The sequence below is a fragment of the Zhongshania aquimaris genome (assembly GCF_019312595.1).
GTDB classification, from domain to species: domain Bacteria; phylum Pseudomonadota; class Gammaproteobacteria; order Pseudomonadales; family Spongiibacteraceae; genus Spongiibacter; species Spongiibacter aquimaris.
The window spans coordinates 1,567,148-1,590,280 of sequence record NZ_JAHWDQ010000001.1; the positions used below are offsets into that span (position 1 = coordinate 1,567,148).

14 protein-coding genes and 1 pseudogene are annotated in these 23,133 nt (G+C 45.3%); 7 read left to right on the plus strand and 8 right to left on the minus strand.

The features are described from left to right. Positions 1-122: 122 nt before the first annotated feature. From KXJ70_RS07130 to KXJ70_RS07165, 8 genes and pseudogenes are all read right to left on the minus strand, one after another. Positions 123-3,344: pseudogene (locus KXJ70_RS07130) on the minus strand (phosphoribosyltransferase-like protein). A gap of 50 nt (positions 3,345-3,394) precedes the next feature. Continuing rightward, positions 3,395-4,111, minus strand: coding sequence for a M48 family metallopeptidase (locus tag KXJ70_RS07135; RefSeq protein ID WP_219042729.1), 717 nt, complete (start codon positions 4,109-4,111; stop codon positions 3,395-3,397). Positions 4,112-4,150: 39 nt separating this feature from the next. Then, positions 4,151-7,429, minus strand: a complete 3,279-nt coding sequence (locus KXJ70_RS07140) for a type I restriction endonuclease subunit R (protein ID WP_219042730.1) — start codon at positions 7,427-7,429, stop codon at positions 4,151-4,153. A gap of 43 nt (positions 7,430-7,472) precedes the next feature. Then, on the minus strand, positions 7,473-9,212 hold the full coding sequence (locus tag KXJ70_RS07145) for an ATP-binding protein (RefSeq protein ID WP_219042731.1): 1,740 nt from the start codon (positions 9,210-9,212) through the stop codon (positions 7,473-7,475). Position 9,213: 1 nt separating this feature from the next. Then, positions 9,214-10,299, minus strand: a complete 1,086-nt coding sequence (locus tag KXJ70_RS07150) for an SIR2 family protein (protein WP_219042732.1) — start codon at positions 10,297-10,299, stop codon at positions 9,214-9,216. A gap of 12 nt (positions 10,300-10,311) precedes the next feature. After that, positions 10,312-11,565, minus strand: a complete 1,254-nt coding sequence (locus KXJ70_RS07155) for a restriction endonuclease subunit S (RefSeq protein ID WP_219042733.1) — start codon at positions 11,563-11,565, stop codon at positions 10,312-10,314. Further along, positions 11,555-13,078, minus strand: coding sequence for a type I restriction-modification system subunit M (locus KXJ70_RS07160; protein ID WP_219042734.1), 1,524 nt, complete (start codon positions 13,076-13,078; stop codon positions 11,555-11,557). Before KXJ70_RS07160 ends, KXJ70_RS07155 begins: the two co-directional genes overlap by 11 nt. A 43-nt stretch (positions 13,079-13,121) precedes the next feature. After that, positions 13,122-13,727, minus strand: coding sequence for a restriction endonuclease subunit S (locus KXJ70_RS07165; protein ID WP_219042735.1), 606 nt, complete (start codon positions 13,725-13,727; stop codon positions 13,122-13,124). A gap of 335 nt (positions 13,728-14,062) precedes the next feature. On the opposite strand from KXJ70_RS07165, the gene KXJ70_RS07170 reads away from it, so the two are divergent. The 7 genes from KXJ70_RS07170 to KXJ70_RS07200 all read left to right on the plus strand — a co-directional run bounded on the left by KXJ70_RS07170 (position 14,063) and on the right by KXJ70_RS07200 (position 22,482). After that, entirely contained in the window at positions 14,063-14,815 is a 753-nt protein-coding gene (locus tag KXJ70_RS07170; RefSeq protein WP_219042736.1) for a hypothetical protein, read from the plus strand. Further along, a complete protein-coding gene (locus tag KXJ70_RS07175; protein WP_219042737.1) occupies positions 14,815-16,761 on the plus strand; it encodes a TnsB C-terminal domain-containing protein in 1,947 nt (648 codons plus the stop codon). The genes KXJ70_RS07170 and KXJ70_RS07175 overlap by 1 nt, the downstream gene beginning before the upstream one ends. Positions 16,762-16,784: 23 nt before the next feature. Continuing rightward, on the plus strand, positions 16,785-17,780 hold the full coding sequence (locus KXJ70_RS07180; RefSeq protein ID WP_219042738.1) for a TniB family NTP-binding protein: 996 nt from the start codon (positions 16,785-16,787) through the stop codon (positions 17,778-17,780). Further along, a complete protein-coding gene (locus KXJ70_RS07185; protein WP_219042739.1) occupies positions 17,770-19,851 on the plus strand; it encodes a TniQ family protein in 2,082 nt (693 codons plus the stop codon). Before KXJ70_RS07180 ends, KXJ70_RS07185 begins: the two co-directional genes overlap by 11 nt. Positions 19,852-20,129: 278 nt before the next feature. Next, entirely contained in the window at positions 20,130-20,519 is a 390-nt protein-coding gene (locus tag KXJ70_RS07190; protein ID WP_219042740.1) for a hypothetical protein, read from the plus strand. A gap of 699 nt (positions 20,520-21,218) precedes the next feature. Beyond that, positions 21,219-22,013, plus strand: a complete 795-nt coding sequence (locus KXJ70_RS07195; RefSeq protein WP_219042741.1) for a metallophosphoesterase — start codon at positions 21,219-21,221, stop codon at positions 22,011-22,013. 46 nt (positions 22,014-22,059) lie between these two features. After that, positions 22,060-22,482, plus strand: coding sequence for a DUF6957 family protein (locus KXJ70_RS07200; RefSeq protein WP_219042742.1), 423 nt, complete (start codon positions 22,060-22,062; stop codon positions 22,480-22,482). The last annotated feature ends 651 nt before the right edge of the window (positions 22,483-23,133 follow it).

The following is a 23,133-nucleotide window of genomic DNA, read 5'->3' on the forward strand; positions in this document are numbered from 1 at the left end:
TGGTGACTGAATCGAAAAAGCCGAGGTTAACCTCGGCTTTTTCGATTCCAACATATCGGAATAACTGGTTTCAGTGAACAAAGCGAAAAAATGCATTATTCAACGTTCTCTTGTGCTCCGGTTCAATTCTTGGCCCGCGGGAATAGAGCTCTCCACTGAAAATCTCCATCTGAGTCAGAATGAAATATAGGCAGCGTGTTATTTGGACACCTGTCTGGAAAAACTAACAGCAAACCAACCCCTCCATACCCTAGCGGACTTTTTGAGGCGACTTGTGCCCCAAGCCGAGAACAAAGAGCCTTTGCTTTCTGTCGTTCAATCTCATCACCCCAAGCACAAGATTCTTCTGAAAAAGCAAAATGCTTTGGCGCCAACATTTCGCTAGTTTTAAAATGAACATCCAATTCGGAATACTTCCCCAAGACACTCTCGACAACTTGCTCAGCGGCAGGGGTAGAAATAAGAACAGAAACTAAAACTGTGGCTGAGCGCGTCTCAATCATTGCACGATTGTTCGACAGAAATAAATCAATGTTATTTGACAACGACCTCCCTGTCGCAGAAATATCATCTATCAAAACAATTCCATTGATAGTCACATTACTTTGAGATTCAATTCTAGTAACCCCATCTAAAAATCGCTCTGAAGAGACCACGTTTTTTGAAGGAATTAAATTCTCCTCAGCGTATTTCGAAGCAAAGTACTACCCACTCTTTGCCTCGCCATCCACATATACAACTACAATATCACTTCGCTTTTCATTACGAGCCTTCTGCACATACGGTTTAAAGTAACTTTTAAACCTCTCGTGTATATCTTTCAGTTTCTGCCTTATTTCTATTTCCGTCAAAAACCTAATATTCTTAATCAGTTTAAACAATAAGCGCTGCTCTTCAATATCATCCAGTTGCCGCAGCCACATCTTCACATTTTCCGAAGTAATAGACATACCTCGATAAGGCCGCCACCGTGCAACTACCGAATCAATTTCTGAAGAACTTACCAAGAGTCCTTGTTCACGCTTTGCGGCCTCGGACTCCACCGCATCACCTAAAGCGTCAACCATCAGTTTCACCACCCCAACATTACATATCCATTTCTCAAAAAATGGAACAACAAACCCATAGATCCCTGCAGCCTCAAACAGAATATTTCGACGAACAAACTCATCCAAATAAGCCTTTATTTCATGCCCACCAATTAACGATGAGTTATTTGAATTTTGTATATTTTCCAAACTTAACGCCTGGCGCTCCCTCAGACACCGTGCAATTGCAACCAACGTCCTGCACCGCTTAATTACAACTGCTTCAGCGTCAATCTCAGCTTTCTGTATTCCATCCTTCCAATGATGCGCAAATGAATTAGTATCCAATCGATCGACAAGTCGATCTATAGACAACAAAACCTCCCTTTCCGAAATCTCTGAATCCCTTTCACTCACAGCCTCCGAAAATATTTCGGAACAAACTAATTTCGTATAATACGGATGCCCATTTGTAAAAAAGAACAGCTCATTAATGGCAGCATCCGACCAAGATAAAATATCACTAGCGGGCGAAACAACAAGATCCCTGTAATCCTCTTGCTCGGTCTCTTTAGAAAAATAATCGATTGACTCATAGACAAATTTATTAAGCTGGTCGCCTTGCGCATTAATAATGAATGGCATGTTTTCGCCACCAACAAGAATAAATGCCAAATTCCTCTTAGAGCTAAGAGTTCGAATATTAGCAAAAAACGACTCCGCAAGAGGCCCATACCTATACATTTCAGAATGAATTTCATCAAACTCATCTAAAACCACAAGATACTTTTCATCTGGACTATATTTTAATAATTTCGTTGCCAATTCATTTAAGGGAGATAAACTTCCATTAAATACGATTTCATCACGCGCAAGGTCACCCGGCAAACTCTCCTTCAGAAAATTCCCTATATTTCGCCCAAGTAAATTTACTGACTCTTCCGATCCCGGCGCCGCCACTTCACCCCACTCGATATAATGGCACTTAAACTTATCCCCCCCCTGCAGCTGAAGACTGTCTACAACCGCAAGCGCCAACGAAGTCTTCCCGATACGCTTCTGTCCGGAAATATAACAAGACTGCATCCGCTGCTTCAAAAAAAGCTTAACAATTTCACCAAGCTTTCGCTTTCGCCCTACAAACTCTTCGCCCTCCGCGACCTCAGTACTATATGGCTCCTTATATCCCAAATCATCCCAATCAACATCGCTCTTCTGCGCTTGCAACGTACATTCAAACACCTCATCATCAAAATCAGAGCTTCCCTGCCTCCTCCAGCTAACAACAAAATGAAAAGTAAAGTTGTCTACAGGAGATAGCACCAAAATTGGTATTACAACCTCAAAACTTCCGGGCCGCACTTTCCCGAGCGCATGAGTGGTTGACAAATAGATAGGCATATCCTCATCTATTGATATTTCTATACGCACATCATAAGCAATACCGGGGCCACGATTTATCATCGGCACCCGCACATCAATCTCCCGATCAACATCATGCAATGGGTAGCGCTTTGCAGCGCAATATTTCCCCGCTCGCAACGGCTCAATACTGCAAGAAAACTTCTCACCCGCTCCGGATTCCGCTCTCTCTAGCGCTCGCCTTATAAGAAGAATTACTGGTCGGTACACGCCATTAGTAAGAAAATTATAATTTTCATCTACATATGCCTCTTGCGAATCAAGAAACTTACGTAAATCATTAATTGGGTCTACAAATTCATCACTAGTTTCATCAACTATAATATCAATATAGTGAAAAATTTTATTCATGGCTGTAGTAATATTTGAAATACCATAAAAATCAAGATACGTTTTACTTGTTCTATTATTAAGAGATTTTAAAATTTCCTCTCGATTGGAAATAACGCCTTCAAGCGTATCCGGTATTGCAGCCCAAAATTTAAATTCAGAAACCACGTCACCATGCAAAGATTTAACTAAAGGATAATTTTCGTAAGTCTGTTTCTTGGAGTCAATTTTAAACTTCTTACACAGATCAGGAAGATACTTATCAACTGCACTTACGAACAAGACCTCTATCCTAGATTCGATTCGCGTAGTAGGGAGAAGTCCGTCCACTGAAAGAGAGCGCAAAAGTATAATCAGTATTTTACGCCTAAGTGCGTGTTCACAATCACCCAAACTATTAAGCAACTTCTCAAAAGAATTAGACTTCCATTCAATATGATTCGGCAAAATATCGCCTATTAAGTCTTTTAAGGCTTCAATTGAGTCCGACAATATTCCCTCGGAGCTATTTTCAAGGCTCTTTTCAAAAATTGAAACCAATTCATTACTTCTTCGATATTCCATTATCACACCTTACATTTTACTTAATTTTATTAACATGTAATCCCAAGAGCCTAAGAAACGAACTCGGATACCTTTGCGTCCAAAATATCTTTCACTTTCATATAATTTGGCAGGACGCCAGCCAACATCCTATAAAACCGTTCACTATGGTTATGCTCCGCGATATGGCAGAGCTCATGCAATATCACATAGTCGATACACTCACGCGACGCTTTGACTAGATGTGGATTTAGCGTTAACCGGCCATTTGGCGAGCAGCTCCCCCATTGTGTTTTCATGCTAAATATTCGCATTGGCGGGCGTTCGTTTACCCATAGCGCCTGCTCAAGCATGGCATCAAGGCGTTTAGCGAATACTTCTTTCGCGCGAACTCTGTACCAATCAACCAAAACTTTCTGTACTGCTTCCGGGCTTTTCTGCTTTATCGTCACTTCTAGCTTCCCGCGCAGTAATTTAACGCCAGGAGCTTGGCTCAAATCTTCAATCACTTTAAGCTGATATTGCTTACCCAAGTAATAATGGCTTTCGCCACTAATGTATTGGCGCGGTGTGATGTGTTCCAGCTGTTTGCGGAAATCCCTTAATTGCTCGTAGATCCAACGGCCACGTTTTTTAACAGCGGTAAGCACGTCATCATTACAGGCATCCTCATGTGCCGAAACGACTACTCGGCAATCAGGGTAGACCTTTATCAGCGCTTTACTGCTACCTTGGTGACGCAACACGCGCTCAAAGCTGATCTGCTCATCTCCGTAGCTAAAGCTCATTCGCTTAGCCTTTGTATAAATGGGGACACTCATCAAGCGTCAAACTCCACTTAAGCCAATACGAGTGATTTGCACGATCATCTCAACAATCTTTTTGGCTTGATCCATGCCACCGCCGATTGCTTTGCACTCTTGGAACATTCTAGGCAACAGCTGCTTCCGTATGTCGGCTTCGATATTTTGAGGATTGATGGAATTTTCCGCCACTGACATCTCAACTGTTTGGTCGACATCGAGTGCCAACTTGACCCACTTGTCCTGCACCTGGGGATCGAATGCCGCAAAGGCTTCCGGAAGTATTTTTTTAAAGACTCCAAAATAAGCCTGGGCATGACGATTACCCGCAAAAGAATCGGGAATATCATCTAAACTACGCGCTTCAACCTGTTCTTCAAACTCTCGAAAGAGCATGTACTGCTTGAGTGGATGTTCGAAAAGCTTCTCCGCATCTGCGATCGCCTCACGCAATAACTTAGAAAATGCTTCCTGCGCGTAGGGGTCATCGCGCAGCTCTTGCTCAATCATCCGCGTAACGCGGGTTTTAATGATATCGGTCTCGTTACGAGTCTTATCTTCACTCCAGTCGTCAGGCTGCTTTTGGCCCATTTTGCCGACTTCATAAACACCATCCGGCTCTTTAACCTCAACGCCCACCACATGTTTGTCCAGCAACTTTTTAACTTGCTCGGCGTATTCATCATAGTCGATGCGCTCACCGGCATCCTGCTGGACTAATTGCCGCAGACTGGAGAACTGCTTAACGGTCTCTTTGTAGTGACGACGATCATCGTCGCTAAAGCTCTTGTCCTCAAAGAACGTCGCTGATTGCAGCGCTACCTTCAAGCAGCTGGCAAACGCAGTAAGGGCTTCATAAAAGTCTTCACGCACCTTTAGGTGAACATCAACCAGTTCACCATTACGATCTTCGGTTTTGGGTACCAATACTTGTCGTAGTTGCTCGATATCGTTTTTATTCTTAACACCACTAAATATCGCCCAAAGTGTCTTATAAAGCTGCGGCAGCCGCTTGTACTCGGTACTCATCTGATTATAGAGACCCGCAATATCATTAAGGTCATAGCCCCCCTGTGTACGGGACGCAAGATCCTGATATTTCTGAATAGTGGTGTCCAACTCCGAGAGAATGCCGCGATAGTCTATTAATAGGCCAAATTTTTTCTTCGGGTGCAGACGGTTTACCCGTGCAATGGCCTGAATCAGACTATGCTCTTTTAGAGGCTTGTCGATGTAGAGCACTGTGTTTCTCGGCTCATCAAAGCCGGTAAGCAATTTATCCACCACTATGAGTATTTTCAGCGAATCGTCTTTTTCGAAGCGCTCGACCAAATGTTTGGTGTATGCCTGCTCATCCTGAGAGCCAACATTATTCTTCCACCACTGGGTTACTTCGGGCGCGGTCTCTTCATCAACAGCAATATTGCCTTCTCGCGTATCTGGAGGGCTCATGACCACCGCTGACTCAAATAGCCCAGCCTCATCTAGGTATTTCTTATACTTGATAGCAGCAGCTTTACTATCGCAAGCCACCTGGCCCTTTAGGCCGTCATCAATGTTCTTAACAAAGTGATTGGCGATATCAAGGGCAATCAGCCGGATACGGTCATCAGCGCCATAGACTTGGCCTTTTTTCGCAAACTTTCGTTTTAGGTCAGCTTTTTGGTCATCACTCAAACCCTCGGTAATGCGGTCAAACCAGCTATCTATGGCTCGCTCATTTACGTCTAGATCAGGGATACGCTCTTCATAGAGTAGCGGTGTCACCGTCTTGTCTTCGACAGCGCGCTGCATAGTATAAGCATGTACTATCGGGCCAAACTTACTGGTCGTTTTATCGTCTTTCAGTAGCGGAGTGCCAGTAAAAGCAACAAAGGCGGCATTGGGTAACGCCTGCTTCATACGGATGTGGTTTTCACCACCCTGGCTACGATGCCCCTCATCAATCAGCACAATAATGTCGGGACTTATGTTCACACACTCAGGTAGCTTGGCTGCAGTATTAAACTTCTGAACAAGTGAAAAGATGATTCGTTCAGTACCCTTACCAATCTGCTCGGCCAGGCGCCGACCAGATGTTGCCATGGCTGCCTCTTTATCTTTCCTTCCGGCTAGCTCGCCACCCGAAGCAAAGGTCTTACTTAACTGGGTTTCTAGGTCTACACGGTCAGTGACTACGACAATACGGCACTGCTTGAGAGTTTCTTGCAGGATAAGTGCCTTGCTTAAAAACACCATGGTGAATGACTTACCCGAACCCGTGGTATGCCAAATAACACCACCTTCACGGCCACCGTCAGGCCGCTTGGTGTTGATACGCTCTATAAGGCGCTTAATACCAAAGACTTGCTGATATCGAGCGGCAATTTTTCCTGCTTTCTTATCAAACAAGGTGAAGTAGCGCGTCATTTCCAGCAGACGCGCAGGGCTTAGTAAACTTATCAACAATTGATCTTGACCAGTAACCGCCAGCTCACCACCACCAACAAGGTTTTGATACCAGCTCAAATCACCAGCAGGGCGATGACTGAAGAGATTCTCGATCTGCTCGTCAGAAAGCCGTTTGTTCTTAATCGCATACATTTCAGCATCGGAAATGTCTTCTTCACGCCACGCGGCCCAAAACTTAGATGGCGTGCTGCACGTCCCATAGCGGCCCTCATTACCATTTATAGACAGCAATAATTGGCTGTAAACAAACAGCAGAGGGATTTCATCATGACGCTGATTACGCAGACTTTGCGAGATGCCTGCGTCAATCGTAGGGCCTTTCTGCGCATTTCCATCAGGGCGCTTAGCCTCAATTACAACGAGGGGTATACCATTTACAAAGCAGACAATATCCGGTCTGCGACTTTCCACGCCAGCTGACCTAGTTACACTGAATTCCTCAGTAAAAACGAAGCTATTGTTAGCTAGGTTTTCCCAATCAATAAGAGCTATTGTCGGGTTAGCCTTCTTTCCGTCAACAAACTCAGTAACAGAAATACCATACAGCAGATGATTGTAGAGGCGTTCATTCGCAGCAGGTAAGCCTTCATTAAGGGCGGGACTACATACTTCAGCAATCAGATTATCAATTGCCTGATCCGAAAGAGCAGACTCACGGCCAGCAAAATTATACGTCCGCTTAGCGAGCTCAGCTCGCAACGTTTTACGCAAAACCACTTCGCCATGCTTCCCGTCTCGGGCAATCAACGCCTGTTCAGGCGGTAGGAATGACCAGCCTAGACTAGTCAATAAACTAAGCGCTGGTAGTTTTGCACTGTATTCTTCCTGAAATTTCGGTGCGTATTGTGTCATTCGCTATCTCTCTTCAACCCCGATACCCAAGGTGCTACTTGGGTTAAGACTTTGTTCTATTTTGTCTACGCATATTCTCTACGGCCAATGTAAAATCTCCATTGGTAACGTCCTCCTGCCAACGAGACCAGAAATCTATTGTTGCACTCAACGGTTTTTCCGTTGGAGGGTCAATTTTAATTCTGCTTGGCAGAAGTACCGAGTCACCTACAACCATAGCTTCCCCAACATCCATTATGGGTAATGCCTCTAAGAGGCTTTCCAAGCTTTCTGGTAGTAATTTACGCACAGTTGCTTGGTCATCCGCATTCGTTAATCGCAGTGAAATGATGTTGTTACACTGACTGAGAATGGTGGCACTTACATCTGAAGGCCTTTGGCTTACAACCATCAACGCAACGCCATATTTCCTTCCTTCTTTGGCGATTTTTTCAAATGCTTCAACGGCTCTGCGTTCAACTGGATTACCTTCTTTTCTTGGTAGGTACAGGTGCGCTTCATCACAGACAAAGGCGACCGGCCTGCGACTTTCCGGATTCGTCCAGAATTGAACTTGATAGATAATGCGAGCAACCAACCCAATAATTACTGGCAGTATGTCGGCAGGAACCTCTGAGAAATCGATTACTTTAATACTTTGCTTTTGCTTGCCAAAGCCCATTAGTTTTTCCGCAATCATGCTCAACGAATCGTATTGATTATATTTATCTGGGCTATTGAAGAGGAAACCATAACGTCGGTCGTCTAATCGGCTAGCCATGCGAACCAGAAGCCTTGAAAATTCACCGTTAAAAGGCCCATTTTTGGGTCTGCTGGCCCCTGGGACTTTTTCTTCGTTGAGATATCTTAATTTATTAATAACGTTGTCGAGAGAGTATGGAATTGGGCTATCAAGTGTAAAAGCCTGTAATAAGTCTGTTCGGCCATTAGCCTGAAGAAATTCTTTCTTCTGCTCAGTAATTGCATCCTGCACAACCACAACTTGGTTATGTGCACTGAATTCACTTCGGTCAACAAATAATGACTGAATTTCTTCAGAATTAAGCAACCAATAGGGTAAAAAGAGCAGAGAATCATCTTCTACATCAACCTCATCCGGCCCCGGTATTCTCAGTTGCTTCGCATAGGAAAGTTCTTTGTATTCACCATGCAAGTCGAATACGACAAGGTTTGAAGATGGGAGTTGCGAGCTTCGCTCCAGAATCGAAGCTACCGTCCATGATTTACCAGAGCCTGTGCTGCCAAGTAGAGCCGCATGCCGCTGGAACAATTTATTACCATCAACATATGCTCGAGCGTTTTCATTGAGCTTATAAGAACCCAATTCAAGTGAGTGCTCTCCATCGCCACATTCAGAAATCACACGCATGAATTCTTCTAGGTGGGCATCTTTAAGTACGTAACAAGTTGAATCGATTTCAGGGACGTGATCTAGTGATCTTGAAAACTTATACTTTTGATCAACTGCATCCCATCTGGCTGCACCCATCAATGTGATCTTGACTGTGTTGACTACACTATCTTCAAAAACATCAATTTCGTTAGCGTCATCTTCTTGCACTTCCAGCGCTATCGGCTGAGCAACCACAGCTTTGATGACTTTATCAATCATGCCAATGAGCCAACATTCAGTTGCACCGCTAAGTTGCACGGTTACAAGCTGTCCAACTCTGGCTTTACGGAGATCCCTATCAGTCTTTACCAGAATGGATAGTTTTCTGGTATCAACTTCACGAATATTTCCAAGTGTGTAGCTGTCATCACTAAAAGTGAAAAGCGCCATATTACCCTCCTAAAAATTCGTTGGTAAAGGCGCCAAAACGCCATAATTCCTTGTTATCGATATGCAGCCAGTTTTCAAACTTTGTGTTGTAGATTCTGCTTTTATCTGAGTCTGTCTGTTTGCAGACAAGCCACATGTTTGGACATTTATTTAGCCACTCCTCGATTCTTGGATTCGAATCCCGAGTAATTACCAACGCACGGCACTGGTCTTGTTCTAGCTTTTGTCTAAATGCATTATTAACAAGCTGGGAATCATTAAAGCCAAATCCTAAAAACAAAAAGCTGGTATGGTTTCCGACGGCGTTGTCATATTCAGCCAATTGCGCTCTGTCCTTGTGCAACCGTTGGTATTTGGCCGTACCGGGAGTAATCATGGCCCGCACAACACCCTCAGGTTTATTAAGTATCCAGCTATTACACTCAATAAGTTGCGTTTCCCATTCAAATGTATTCAACGAGCCATGTGGTTTATGTAGTCGAACATGCTTGCATTCAACGGCTCTTAATGGCTGTCTTGGCTTGCCGAGGCCTCGCTGTATCGACTGAACCGACTTTTTCGCTTCACTCCAATCGTAACGTCTAAGGAAGCCGCCATAGAACCCTGTAATATAGGGAACCTTGTGTCGAACAAAGGCGTATTCAGCCAATAGATCGTAATTTGGCGTTGCGACGTGAAGTTGTTTATCGGCCTGCGGTAGAGCCTCAACGAGCTTTTTCAGTAGAGAGCCAGCGGGCCAATCGCGTAACCCTGACATGATTGGATGAGCATAAGCGTTATCGTGGTGCGCAACAAAACTGGCAGTAAGTTCGACTATTCGATTAGTTAGAGTATTATCCTTGATGAAGTCCATTGCGGATTCAAAATCATGAGTACTGGTATCGAGCGCAGAGACAACTTGCTGCCACTGTTGTTCCTGCGTCTCCGTCATACCGCGGGTAAGCCCGGCTCGAAGGTGACGCTCAAGAGCAGGCATCCCAAAATTGAGATCAAGTGCGCATGAAGTTCCTGTACCAAATAGGACAAATGGCTTCTCGGTAAAAAACTCAGCAATTTCCTGATATGCAACTTCCTTTGTCAGCTCCATTTGCAACCTCCCCTAGCCCAACAAAACTCGACACTTACCTGTCAAAAGCTGCTGCATAAGAGCTTTCCTCTCTTGTTTTAAGACATCAAGCTTCTGCTGCAAAGTGCTGATTTCCTGGTCGGCGGTGAATAGCACGGCGGCGATTGTTTCTTGCTCCTCAACCGGAGGCAGCCTGAAACAAGCTTTATGAATAGCGCCAATCGTTAGTCCGAAGCGTGTTGCTCCTGTAGCTAGGGTAAAGAAATAATATCTGGTTTTTGGTATTGAAAATAAGTAGCTTAAATACTCGCCAGATAAGTATTCTTTATTGGGTCTTACAATCGCCAGGTGATAACCACAAACCACACCATCTAAGTCCTCAGAGACTAAGGCTGGCACAGCAATGTCACCAGGAGTCTCAGAGTCCTTAGTGATGATTACGTCATTGACTTGAAGTGTATATTTTTCAATTTCTGAGGGCTTTGCTGTAGCTTTCATAAAGCTCAAGCTGCGTTTAATTCTATTGTTGTAATACACGTCGGTGTAGTTGCAAAGCTCGACCGGTAGCTCGCCCTCAGTAGTCTTTTTGTCTACAGGACTAACTATGACTTGTGCTAGATCTGTTAGGTAGTGATCATTCCACTTCCCACTAAACCTAGCCCCATTTTTATCCAGAAGACGCCTTTTTCCGGTTAGCAACTGCTGCATCAGTGCTTTTTTCTGTTGCTGGCTGCTGGCGAGAAGCTGCTCGCAGATGGCAATGGCCTTATCCCAAGTGGAAAGAATTTGGGCCATCTTCTTTTGTTCTGCGCGAGGAGGTAGAAGTACTGAGAACTCCTTAATATCGTTAGGGCTTATGTGAGGTACAGCCGTGGCTGTTTGAACAGATTTAACGTACTGTTCGAATTTATGCCCAGAAAAGTACTGTCGAAGTAGGGCTTGCTCCAGAGTCCCCCTAGCACGAACCCTCGCAACCCGCTGAACTAGCAAGCAAGGCAGGTCTTCAGCTTTCAACTCAGCGACTTTCAGTCCAGTCGATATCCAGGTACGATCGAGGGCAACAACGAAATCGCCCTCCTGCAAGTGGTATCGATCAAGACCCTCCAATTCAGTTTGAGGCCATAATTTTGCGTTTCGCCAACGTAGGCTCCCGGGCTCAATATTGTCACCTCGAAGCAACCGGATATCGCCACCTGCACTTGAGTAACGATCACTTTTAAAAGCAAATCCTGTCAGGCAATCGATATGCTCTCCAAATGTCGTGTGAACCCAACCCTCAGGCGCCATAACCGAGCTCCTCCAGATATTTATTCATTTCGCCCTCCAATAGAGCTAGGTGCGATTTCAACCTTTCGCGCTCTAGACGAACCTCCACCAAATCAATTTCCTCCTCCTCCTCAAAGGTATCAACATATCGCGGAATATTAAGGTTATAGTCGTTTTCTTTTATCTCTTCTGCACTAGCTATATGAGAATATTTGGCATATTCCGCACGATCTCGGTACGAGGAGATGATTTTGGAAATATTCTCTTCCGTAAGAATATTTTGGTTCTTTCCCGCCTTAAACTCATTGCTTGCGTCAATGAAAAGCACCGTATTGTCAGGCTTTTCTCTTTTGAAAATAAGAATCGCCGCAGGGATACCCGTACCGTAAAAGAGCTTTTCCGGCAGACCAATAACCGCATCAAGCAAGTTCTCTTCAATTAGCTTTTGACGAATCTTTCCCTCAGTTGATCCGCGGAATAGGACACCATGCGGCACAACCACGCCCATGCGGCCAGTGTTAGGCTTTAGGGTTTCGATCATGTGAAGGATGAACGCGTAATCACCTTTGGTTTTAGGCGGTACGCCCCGACGGAAACGACTGAATTTGTCGTGCTCCGCTTCGTCATGGCCCCACTTGTCCAAGGAAAACGGCGGGTTGGCGGTAACGATATCGAATAACATTAGATCGCCATTCTTATCCAACAGCTTGGGGTTACGGATTGTGTCGCCCCATTCAATTTTGTGATTGTCTTCGCCGTGCAAGAACATGTTCATTTTAGCGAGTGACCAGGTCGAGCCAATGGCCTCTTGCCCGTACAGGGCGTACTGTTTACTACCGTGATTGCTAACGACTTTGCGACCACACTTCATTAAGAGCGAGCCAGAACCACAAGCCGGGTCACAAATGCTGTCACCCGCCTGAGGGTCAAGCAAATCTGAAATCAGATCTGACACTTCTGGCGGGGTATAGAACTCACCCGCTTTTTGGCCACCGCTGGCCGCGAAGTTTTTGATCATGTATTCGTAGGCATTACCAATGACATCAAGCGTGCCGACTCGAGAGGGTTTTAGGTTAAGCTCTGGCTTGGCAAAGTCTTCAAGCAGGTGACGCAGAATGGTGTTCTTTTGCTTTTCCTCACCTAACTTATCAGTATTGAAGCTGATGTCTTGGAATACGCTTTTACCGGCATCTTTCAATTTCGTGCCGTTCGCTTCTTCGATGGCATGCAGCGCTTGGTCGATGCGCTCGCCATTGCCGGGCTCATGACGCCGATCGTACAAAGCGTAGAAGCTCGCCTCAATCGGCAGCACAAAGCGTTCATTCTTCATCATCTCGATAATTAATTCTGGCTCATCACCGTACTCGGCTTTATAGCCATCGTAGTGATCTTGCCAAACATCAGAGATGTACTTCACGAAAAGCAGCGTAAGGATGAAGTCTTTGTAGGTATCTGCGCTCACGGTTCCCCGGAACGTATCACAAGCGGCCCATAAGGCTTTGTTGATGCTGTCTTGGCTTATTTTGTCGTTCATGGAAGTCCTTTGTGTGTTTTCCAATAGTCGGTGTAAGTATGTGTTAGCGGCTAACGCCGTCGATGAGATGTGCACGTTGCATCATCTGAGTCGCCAGTCCTTTCATCTGGCGCTCTCGATTCTCTATAAGACCCTCTAGCACTCGTCGCTCTTCGCGCTGCGCGCGGTACAACGCTGCAAACTTTTCCTGCTCGGCTAATGACGGTAGCGCCAACAAGATCTGCCTGAAATCTGCTATTCGAAGGGTAAGCGACGTGACGCCCTCAGCATCCAACCGCACCTTGTTCTGAAAGGGGCCCTGATTCATCTGCCATGCTATAAAATCAGGTAATGCCATATTCGGCCGCACACGCAGATGAAAGAAGTGCGGGGAACAAAGTACCTGACCAGGGATATCTCGCGCCACCGTGGCATTAAGCCGCGCCCCCCGAGCCGCAAAAAGTATATCTCCATCCTCGACCCAGCGCTCAGTACGCTTGCGCTCCACACTTGTCAGTATCACCGAATCCCAGTCTACGCCGCGATGCATATCGACATCGCGAAGCTGAACCATAGCCACACCATCGGGCGACTCGCGAATCCCTCCGCGTATCGGATGGCCAGGCCAACCACGCCCCTCAAAAACGTCTGCAACAGTAACTAGACGCACTTATCCCCCCTTAATGCAAATCAGCAACAGGTAGCCGATGGGGAATTATTATGCCGTAAATTAAATATTCTGCAATAGGAGGCATGATTAATTACATCATAAGCCGTACTGCATTTAATTATTGACAAAAAGGCAAGGTATTATTATTATATGACATCATGAGCCATACTCATTATTTATATCGGCACTGATTACACCTTAAAAAAGGCCAGGGGTACGCATGAAACAGACCATAGACATATAGCAGTCGCCACCCTTCGTGGCGACTAACGTCACCCTTTAATTTAATCAAATCAACTCCAAAACAAGACACTCAATACTGGGAGGGCCTCGCTATGTCCAAAGGATTTTCAATCACTCTTCCCGATGGCGAGTACTTCCTAAAAGATATTGATCAAGCTGCAGCCGAAGCACCAAACTTCCCTCCGGTTCGCAAGATTTACGGCTATCGCGGCGGCCCTAGGAAAATCAAAGCTAAATCCCGAAAAAATAAAGCGGAAATGCCCGCATTTTCGCGGGTGACACTAGAAGGCGATTATGAATTTGCGGCCTTTTACTGGCTCGAAGCCAACCCCTTAGTGCAATGGTATAAACCACAACCATTCAAAGTAAGATTCCACGACGGCTTAACTACAACGACCTATGTCGGCGATTTCCTAGCCCGAATGGTCGATGGAAGCTACACAATCTACGAAGTAAAAAAGAGTACGAACCTCGACGACCCAGATGTAGCCAAACGCTTAGAAAGTTTACAAAAAGCTTTTTTGAAAACCAATGTGAAATTTGAAGTGTTGTTAAGCGATGAACTAACAGCACAACCCAGACTGCAAACTTGGATGTATCTCTACGGTAAGACACGAAGCGCGCTAACCAAAAAAGCAGTGCTACAGACCGCCAAACAAGAATTCCTGAAGAGCCTCACACACCTTGGGGGGTCTGCAAAGCTTATAGAATTGAAGAAGACCTCACCGCTGGTCAACGAGACAGGGCTAGCGCTAGCTATTTTTGATGGCGTTGTGACAAGCAAATACCGTCTACCAATATGTGACGGGTTCGACGCTTTCTTTACCGCTCCCGGAGAGAAATAATGGGAAGACTAGCCTCCAATTCCCCGCTACCCGACGGCTTAAAGTTTGGCGACGTATTCAAAATTCGCGGCGAAGAATATCTCTTAACATCGCTCAATAAGCGGTCGATGAACGCGCGCTTGCGACCAAAAATCGGTTCAAAAGACATCAACTTGCCTCTCAACGATCTACTTGATTGGCTTAAAAGCGGAAAGATTAATCACGCTTCAGGCGTTAACTCGGAAACAAGGCATTGCGTCCGACTAGCATCCCTAACCAATATTGAACGGCTGGCGTGGATTATGCGCTGCGATTATGTAAGGCCTTTACTCGCATACCAAAAAGGTGAGACTACGCGTCAGCTAGTTACCAAATACATTAACAAAACTTTTGATCGGCGCTCTCGGAGCGCACAGAGTAAATATATTAATAACGATACCAAACCCGGAGTATCTACAGTCTATATGTGGCTTAAATTAGTCCGGGATAACAACTACCTAACAGCCGTACTCGCCTTTAAAGAACACCGACATAAAGCACGCAAAGACCGTCTAGACCCAATTGTTTCGGAAATTGTCGAATCCGCAATCGACTACTACCTATCACCGGAGAATCCCAATCTATTTGATTCATACGTTATCGTAGAAAATCGTATCAAGGCGTTTAATAAAAGCAGACCTAAAGGTGCCGAATTATTGCCGATCCCATCAAAAACCACGATCAGAAAACGACTATTTGCGCGCAACAAGATGGATGTGGACACCCAGCGAGATGGCGTAGAAAAGGCAATCAAAAAGTACAATCATGGCGGAAAAACCGACTATGGTCACTTTATTGGCAGTCGTGTAGAAGGTGACACCAACTATGTCGACTGCTTAGTTTTCGATCCCGTGATTAATTTCACATACCGCCCCCTGCTACTTCTATTTATCGATTGCTATACGCGCGCAGTGGTTGGATACGAAGTCTCTTACCTACAACGCGGCTCACAAAAACTAGCCAAAGCAATGACAAATATGATGTCGGTGAACGATACCGCATGCTACTCATGCGTACCGGTCTTGATTGTTGTTGATAACGGCAAAGAGTTCGATAACAACACATTACTCCACATCCAAGACCGAATGAACATCCAATACTTGTTCAGCCCACCTTATTCACCAAACTGCAAAGCTATGATTGAGCGGTTTTGGGGAACGTTAAATTCAATACTTCTTCACAAAATGAAGGGAACAACCAAAGGTAGCATTGAGAAACGCGGGTACTACGAATCCGATGAGCTTGCAACATACACCATGCAAGAGTTAACCGATTATATCGATAGAGCTATCACCATTTACCACCTCACACCGCACTCCGCCACATGGCTAGCGCCTAAAACCATGTGGGACGACGCGGTACAGATGCTACCGCCAACCGTATATGACCGAGATACGATCGTTGCTTTAGGCAGCAAGCATGCGATGTGTACTGTCAATAAGGGGCGAGTTGGATTTGAATATTTAGAATGGCGAAATTCGGCAATGCCAGAAAATTTCAACAAAGAACAGGTAATCGTATGCATTAACGAATCCGACCTAACAAATGTCTGGGTAATCAACCCCTTTGATGAAGACGATATTTATATCCTAGATCCAGTGGATCCAGAACTTCAAACAGGGCTATCCCTAGATTTTTGGCGCAGTTACAGAAAGCAATTACAAGAACGCGAAGCGCAAACAGGAAACAGGGAAAACGCAAGTGGCCTGCGGTATGAGTTGATCCAAGAACTTTATGTCGAAGCCCAGACTGGGAAGGATAAGGCCACGCGCACACGCGCTCGGTTAGCAAATGCCGCGACCAAGCAAATCGAACGGCAATCTCAGAATATCAAGGCGTCTCAAAAAGGTCGCTGCACCAAAAACAAATTTATTACTGCACCTAAAAACACCCCAAAACCAAACAGTTCTGACTACGGAATTGAATAGCCCAAACCTAATGGAGAATACACATGGATCTAATTGATATTTCGAAGCGACTGATCAAATTTGAAAGACGTCGAGTTAAAAACCCAATGAGGTCACTCGTATTTTCTCGGCTTGACTTTATGGTCGCTTATTCCACCGTTCTTCAAATGGAGAAGGACTCCGAGGACTACGATCAGTACGAACATGAAAACGAACAAAAAGGACTTATTATTGCTGGATTCGCTGGCGTTGGAAAGAGCTCTCTAGCTAAAACCTACGTAAAAAACAACAAACCGACGTTCGTCACTAATGACGATTTCACTCAGAAATTATTTCCCACCCTCTATTATCAGCTACCCGGCCAAGTCACATTCAAGCGAATTATTGCCGGCCAACTGCGCGTATTGGGCTACCACCCCAACATGAAGCACGACGAGGACACACTCACAACTCAACTCTTGGATGCCCTTCAAAAATGCAAAGTTAAAATCATCATTCTTGACGAAATCCAGCATCTCACAACTAAAAAAAACATCGATCAAATGCCGCTAATCCAAAATTCACTAAAGGGTCTAATCAACGCATGTGATCAACATTTCGTCTTCATCGGCGATGAAACTACGCCCAAAATTATTAAGGGCTGCGGACAGCTCGGTCGACGAGCGCCGACTGTCATTGAACTGCTCCCATTCACGTTCCCATCTGATTGCGATTCGGAAGTATACCAAATGATCAATCCACTCCTAGATCTAATGCCATCTGATACCGGAGTTTCACTTAGCAGTAAAATTAATCGCTTGGATTTTTGTCAGCGACTCTATCTAGCTTCGGGCGGCGTCATCGACGCCATGAGATTCTATATGCACGAAGCACTCGGTTATGCAATGCAGAAAGGTAGGCGAACATTAGATTACAGCGATTTCAAACATGTATACGAGATGTCACCATCAGACAACTCTATCATCAATGAAAATCCCTTTGGCCTGACAGAAGCGCAATTCACTAAATGGCTCGCGAAGGAGCTTGGAAATGCAGCTTAATTTTATCCCCAACGCCCGGCCAAACGAAAGCCTATCCGGTCTTTTGATTAGGCAGGCCTCAGGTGTATATCAAACTCCCGGTGAATTGCTTGCCAACCTTGGCAGCAAGTGCAATCCGCCGACAGAACTGCGCGCACTTTTAAGAGGAAACAAAAGCGCCCTTAAAAAGCTGTGGCGCAATTCCAACTGGGAGCCATCGCCATTTTATAGCTTCATCGCCCAAAAACGAGATTTCAATCATTGGGTTAACTACAATCGGCTTGGGGTTTGCCCCAAATGTGCCAGCGACGGACTTACACTCGAATCTCATGATTTCAATTTCATTAAGGCATGCACAAAACATTCAATGGCGCTCAGTCGTCAATGCCATTCATGCTTAAAGCCCTTTCCTGTAAATCGTCCCCTCTTAACCCATTGTCGTTGCGGGGAGCCCATTAGATCAAAGGCAGCCGACCCAGCTCAGCTTGAAGAGTCGCAATATTTAGAAGCACTAATGCTGGAAAATGACCCTCAGAGTCTATTTGCCTTTAAAGAAATTCAGTCAATCATGTCTGAGCGGCTAAGCGAAAAGTCACTTACAGTAATTGATTACCGTAATTTTCTCGAAGGGAATGTGGACGGTGTCGTTGCGGCAGTAAACAATGCTATTCGAAAACTGCCTGCGATCAGCTTGCGAGCGATATGCGCTCCATTTGCTTGCGCAAAATCCGATGTGATCAAGCTTTCCGCCCCACGTATTCTGAGTATGGTGGAACGCACCTCTGCCGAAAATGACATGAAAATTAAAACTCCAGAATTCTATCTTACACATGACGAATTTCGCTATGCCATTGGCTTAAAACAAAAGACCGCCGTGGTAATTGAGTCTACCTACTTTGACCACAAACATTTCCAAGGCCGCTCAGGATTAATCTTTAACTACAACAAACTGTCTGAGTTCTTTGCTCCGCTCATTCACGGCAACCGATGCGCTGATGACACTACATCAAGCTTGGCGGCATTAAGTGTTAGTCGGAAGCAATCTATCGCCAAGCTACTTGAAAAGATCTTTAGTAACGATTTACCGATTTCCAGCTTCGACGAAAAAAAGCCGCTAAGCCAAATCCACACCTTAAGCGGCACCTTGAATTCAAGTAATACTCCGGCAGGGTTTATGACCATGGATTCCGTAGTAGCCCACCTAGACAGCTATGAAGAAGCGATTCGAGGTGCTCGCGACGCGGGACTTCTCCCATATACGCACCAAAAATCGTGTAACAACCGGTATTTGTTTGCGATTAAAGACGTGGACGCCTTCCACTCGAAGTACGTGCTTATCGGTGAGCTGGCAAGGGAACTTCAATACCCACCAATGCGACTCTCAGACCGCCTACGAGAGCTTGGCGTGGTACCGGTGGCGGGCCCATACGAAGGAAACTCCTCTGTCTCAACATTCAAACGCGCCGATATCGAAGATGTCGATTTGAGGGCTGCTATTGGTATCACCAACTATGCAACTAATAGCGGGCGCAATGCCGGCGGCACACCGTCATTTGATGCCGAGACCTGGGCCACCGGTCATGAAGTCGCCGCGCAACTCAATGTACCAATCGCACAGCTTCACCGAATCACTCGGCACAATCTGCTGGTTAAAGGGACGCCGCGCATCCGAGGCTCACAAAGGCGACACTACTACCGCAGAGATTCAATTCAAAATGTCGTCGCGCTGTTAACTGACGCAGTAGAAGTTGACCATCTGGCCAAAGAATTAAAGGCTAACCGCAAGAAGCTGATCTCTCGCTACTTATATCTTTTGAAAGCAGAGCCTATCAAAGTCGGCGCCAAGACTCTTATCCCGATCGATGACGCCAAGCAATTACGGGCTCACTATGAGCAGTTCAAAGACGCTAGCGCGGCGGCCGACTACCTATCCACCACTCGACATCAGATTGGTAACTGGAAAAAAGCGTCGAAACTGTCACCGATCCTCAAGGATGACCCGAATTTTATCAAGTCGCCGCTTCTTTACAGAGTTTCCGACCTAGACGGCATGCGGAATTCTACACAATTAATTCGAGAATCTAGAACTTGATGCCTTAACCCAATTACACCGTCGACGAGAAAGTAGATAACAGCACGGCCTTACATCAGTGAATTGGCACCCGGCTCTGTATGTCGCCCACAAACTAGTACTAAGCCCAACTAAGGCACTCCATATTGGCGAATACCTCATAGACGACTACGCATATGGGAAGGGGCAGGAGGATTTTACAGCCAAACTCTTACAATTCGGCTCAGATCAATTACCCAACTGGTTCGCTGGAATCCGCTTTCTTAATGACAAATTAATTAGCAGGGGGAATCACCAACATGCCTCACTTCCCAACAGACGAAGATTATCAAAATCTATTTAGGGACTTTCCCGACGTATTCTATTGGAATGATACAGAACATGAATACCGAGCATCAATTTGCGTCGGGAACGGCTGGGTTTCACTAATTCGAAAACTGATCGAGGCGCTCCAAGATCAAGCAAAGACAGAGGGCACGAGGTTGCCAGTGATCACCGACATCAAAAGCAAATACGGCAACATGTCAGTGTCGGCTGATTACACTACCGCCGCTATGGACGACATCATTGAGGACTTCGAGGATATTAGCGGAAGTATCTGTGAAACTTGCGGCGCATCCTTCGCAAAACAGCAATTGACAGCCGGATGGGTGACCAGTATGTGTCAACTCTGTGAGCGCAGAAATTAAGTAAATTGACGCGTTCGAAGACTCAATAAATGCGACATAACGCAATTCCAGACACATTATCAATAAAACGGCGGCGAAATTCGCAATAAGACGCCAAAAGAACACCGCACAACAACATTAACATAGCCAACCAACGCAATATTTGAGCAATTTTATTGCTAATCGGGCATTTACTAAACCGTTTAACAGATATTCAAGTCATTGATTTAAAAAGAGTTTTTTTGACGAAATCTCGATGTAATGCCAAGATATGTGGACTAATTTTGATTGCAGCCAAAAACTATGGACAGTAACCCCTCCTCATATAAGAAGCCTTATTCGGGCGAGTTTTCAGATTGGGTTCTTCTGACTTGGCACGCCGACGGTCGAATAAAGCACAACAACAAAATCGGAAGCGCAGACTCGATCACCGTCTGTATAGGCGTCTTACAATCAGACACTTTAAAACGATTCTCAGAATACCGCCCGATCCGGACTTCACCTGTGATCCGTTTCGATCAAGTGAATATGACGTTAGAAACTGAAAACAGTCGCTATTCACTTCAAGGCCAAGGGAGTTTGCGGCAAGTAACTCATCGTCGCCTAGAGGAAGTATTTTCCAAACTGACCCACAAAATTAGTGCCATTGCGCGAGAGTACCGAGAAAACAGAACCACACACTAACCCGATTTCTCACAAATACCCGAGCCCGGATCGCGCATGAATGGAAAACAAGGTCAATGTCAAAAACTAAAGATCAGTATCACTAGTGATCGCCACCACGAATTCGGCTGGGACTATCTCACTAGGGACACTCTACCCGTCGACGCAGACATCTACGTACTTGCTGGCGACATTGACGTGGGCACGAGGGCCCTTGAATGGGCAGCCTCACTTGGCAAGCCAGTTTTGTATGTGCCGGGAAATCATGAGTTTTACCGTGGAAACCTTGAACAGATCGAGTATGCGTTTCGGGAAGAATCCAAATCATACCCAAACGTAGACGTCTTACAAAACGACGTTGTCGTCATGGGCGACACACGCTTTCTCGGAACAGTACTGTGGACTGACTATGAGATCTACAACAATGCAGAGTATGGAATGACGATTGCAGAGCACTATCTAGCAGACCATCGCCTGATCACAACCGGCCTAGGCAAAAACTGCTGCTTCTTTTCGGCCAAGCTAGCCCAACAGAGACACATACGAAACCGAACCTGGCTTGAAATGGAATTGCAAAAGCAGTGGAGCGGGAAAACCGTCGTAATCACACATCATGCTCCGCACTCCTTGTCAGTAAACCAAAGATTTTCTGGAGACCCGCTGACCCCAGCCTTTGCTTCTGACTTGACTGAAATCCTATCAACTTACGACATCGACATATGGCTGCATGGCCACATGCATGACCCTGTGAATTATACGCTCTTCGACACCCGAGTTATTTGCAACCCTAGGGGCTATGAGGGTACTGATGAGACAAATAATTTCACCCCGAATTTGATCATCGAAATTTAAGTACTAGCACCAAGAATAAATACCAAAGAAAAGAGGAGTTTTTACTATGGAAGATTCAGAATTTCAAAAGCCATTCGGAGGGGAGATAAAATTCTGGTGCAGACACGTTCTGACTGATCTTTTACCAGAAGAATTATTGAAAGAAAAACAAGCTGAAAACGCGCACTACAGCGCAGAAATATTTACCGGCCAAGTTATCAACGATGCGCTCAGGCGCTGGCGTCCTGGCGACGCGATGCAATCCTCGCCTATCGTAAATTTTGATGAAGAAACACTAATGGTAGAAACTGAGAACACTCTTTACCAACTTGTAGGGCCGGGAAGAATATCGCGTCTTCCGCCAAGGGCTTACTGGGAAGAGGTCGGCAAGACGATCATACTTCTTAGCGATGGACATAACCTAACCGTTGCAGGCGAGGACGATAGTATTTTAGTTTTTCCAGATCAACAAGATGAGGCTAAAAAATGACATGCATCATGATAGCTATCGAGGCCAACTTCCCCATACTTGGACTGTACTTGAAGTGGACTTCCCAAGCTTTACTAGACGTGAAATGTATCTGCACAGGGCTCAGGCAGCTCTAAGTAATTTTTAAATATATACTTGAATAACATACTTCAGTTCTTACAAAAACTTCTTCAAGATAAGTACAATCTTAATACCTGTACTGCAACCTAGATTGGTTATATTGGCTAATATCTCGTGGGTGCTGACGGTATACCAGCTGTTTAATCTCTACCTCGAACATCAGCTAAAAATGGACAGAATACTGGGGCTGTGATTCAGCATCTATCAATTGAACTTCAAGAGTGAAGCAAGGATTTGAATAGCCCATAAATTTTATTTTGAAATCTCAAACAAAAAAGCGAGCCGCTTCACGACAACTGCCGACAAAGAACTCGCTTCGCGCCTAAGCAGAGGCCATATAGATCAGTTCTTGCATCCATTCTTAGCACAGGTAATTCTTTCAGAACTCGAAACCCAGTGACTAGGGTGTTCACGAGTATCAAATCCGCAGCCGGTTGTTCCGCCTTTAGTTCCTTTATGAACTTCATTGGTAGGGGTGTGTTTAACTGCCATCTTAGCTTCCTCTATTACCATAGTGAAAATTTAGAATGA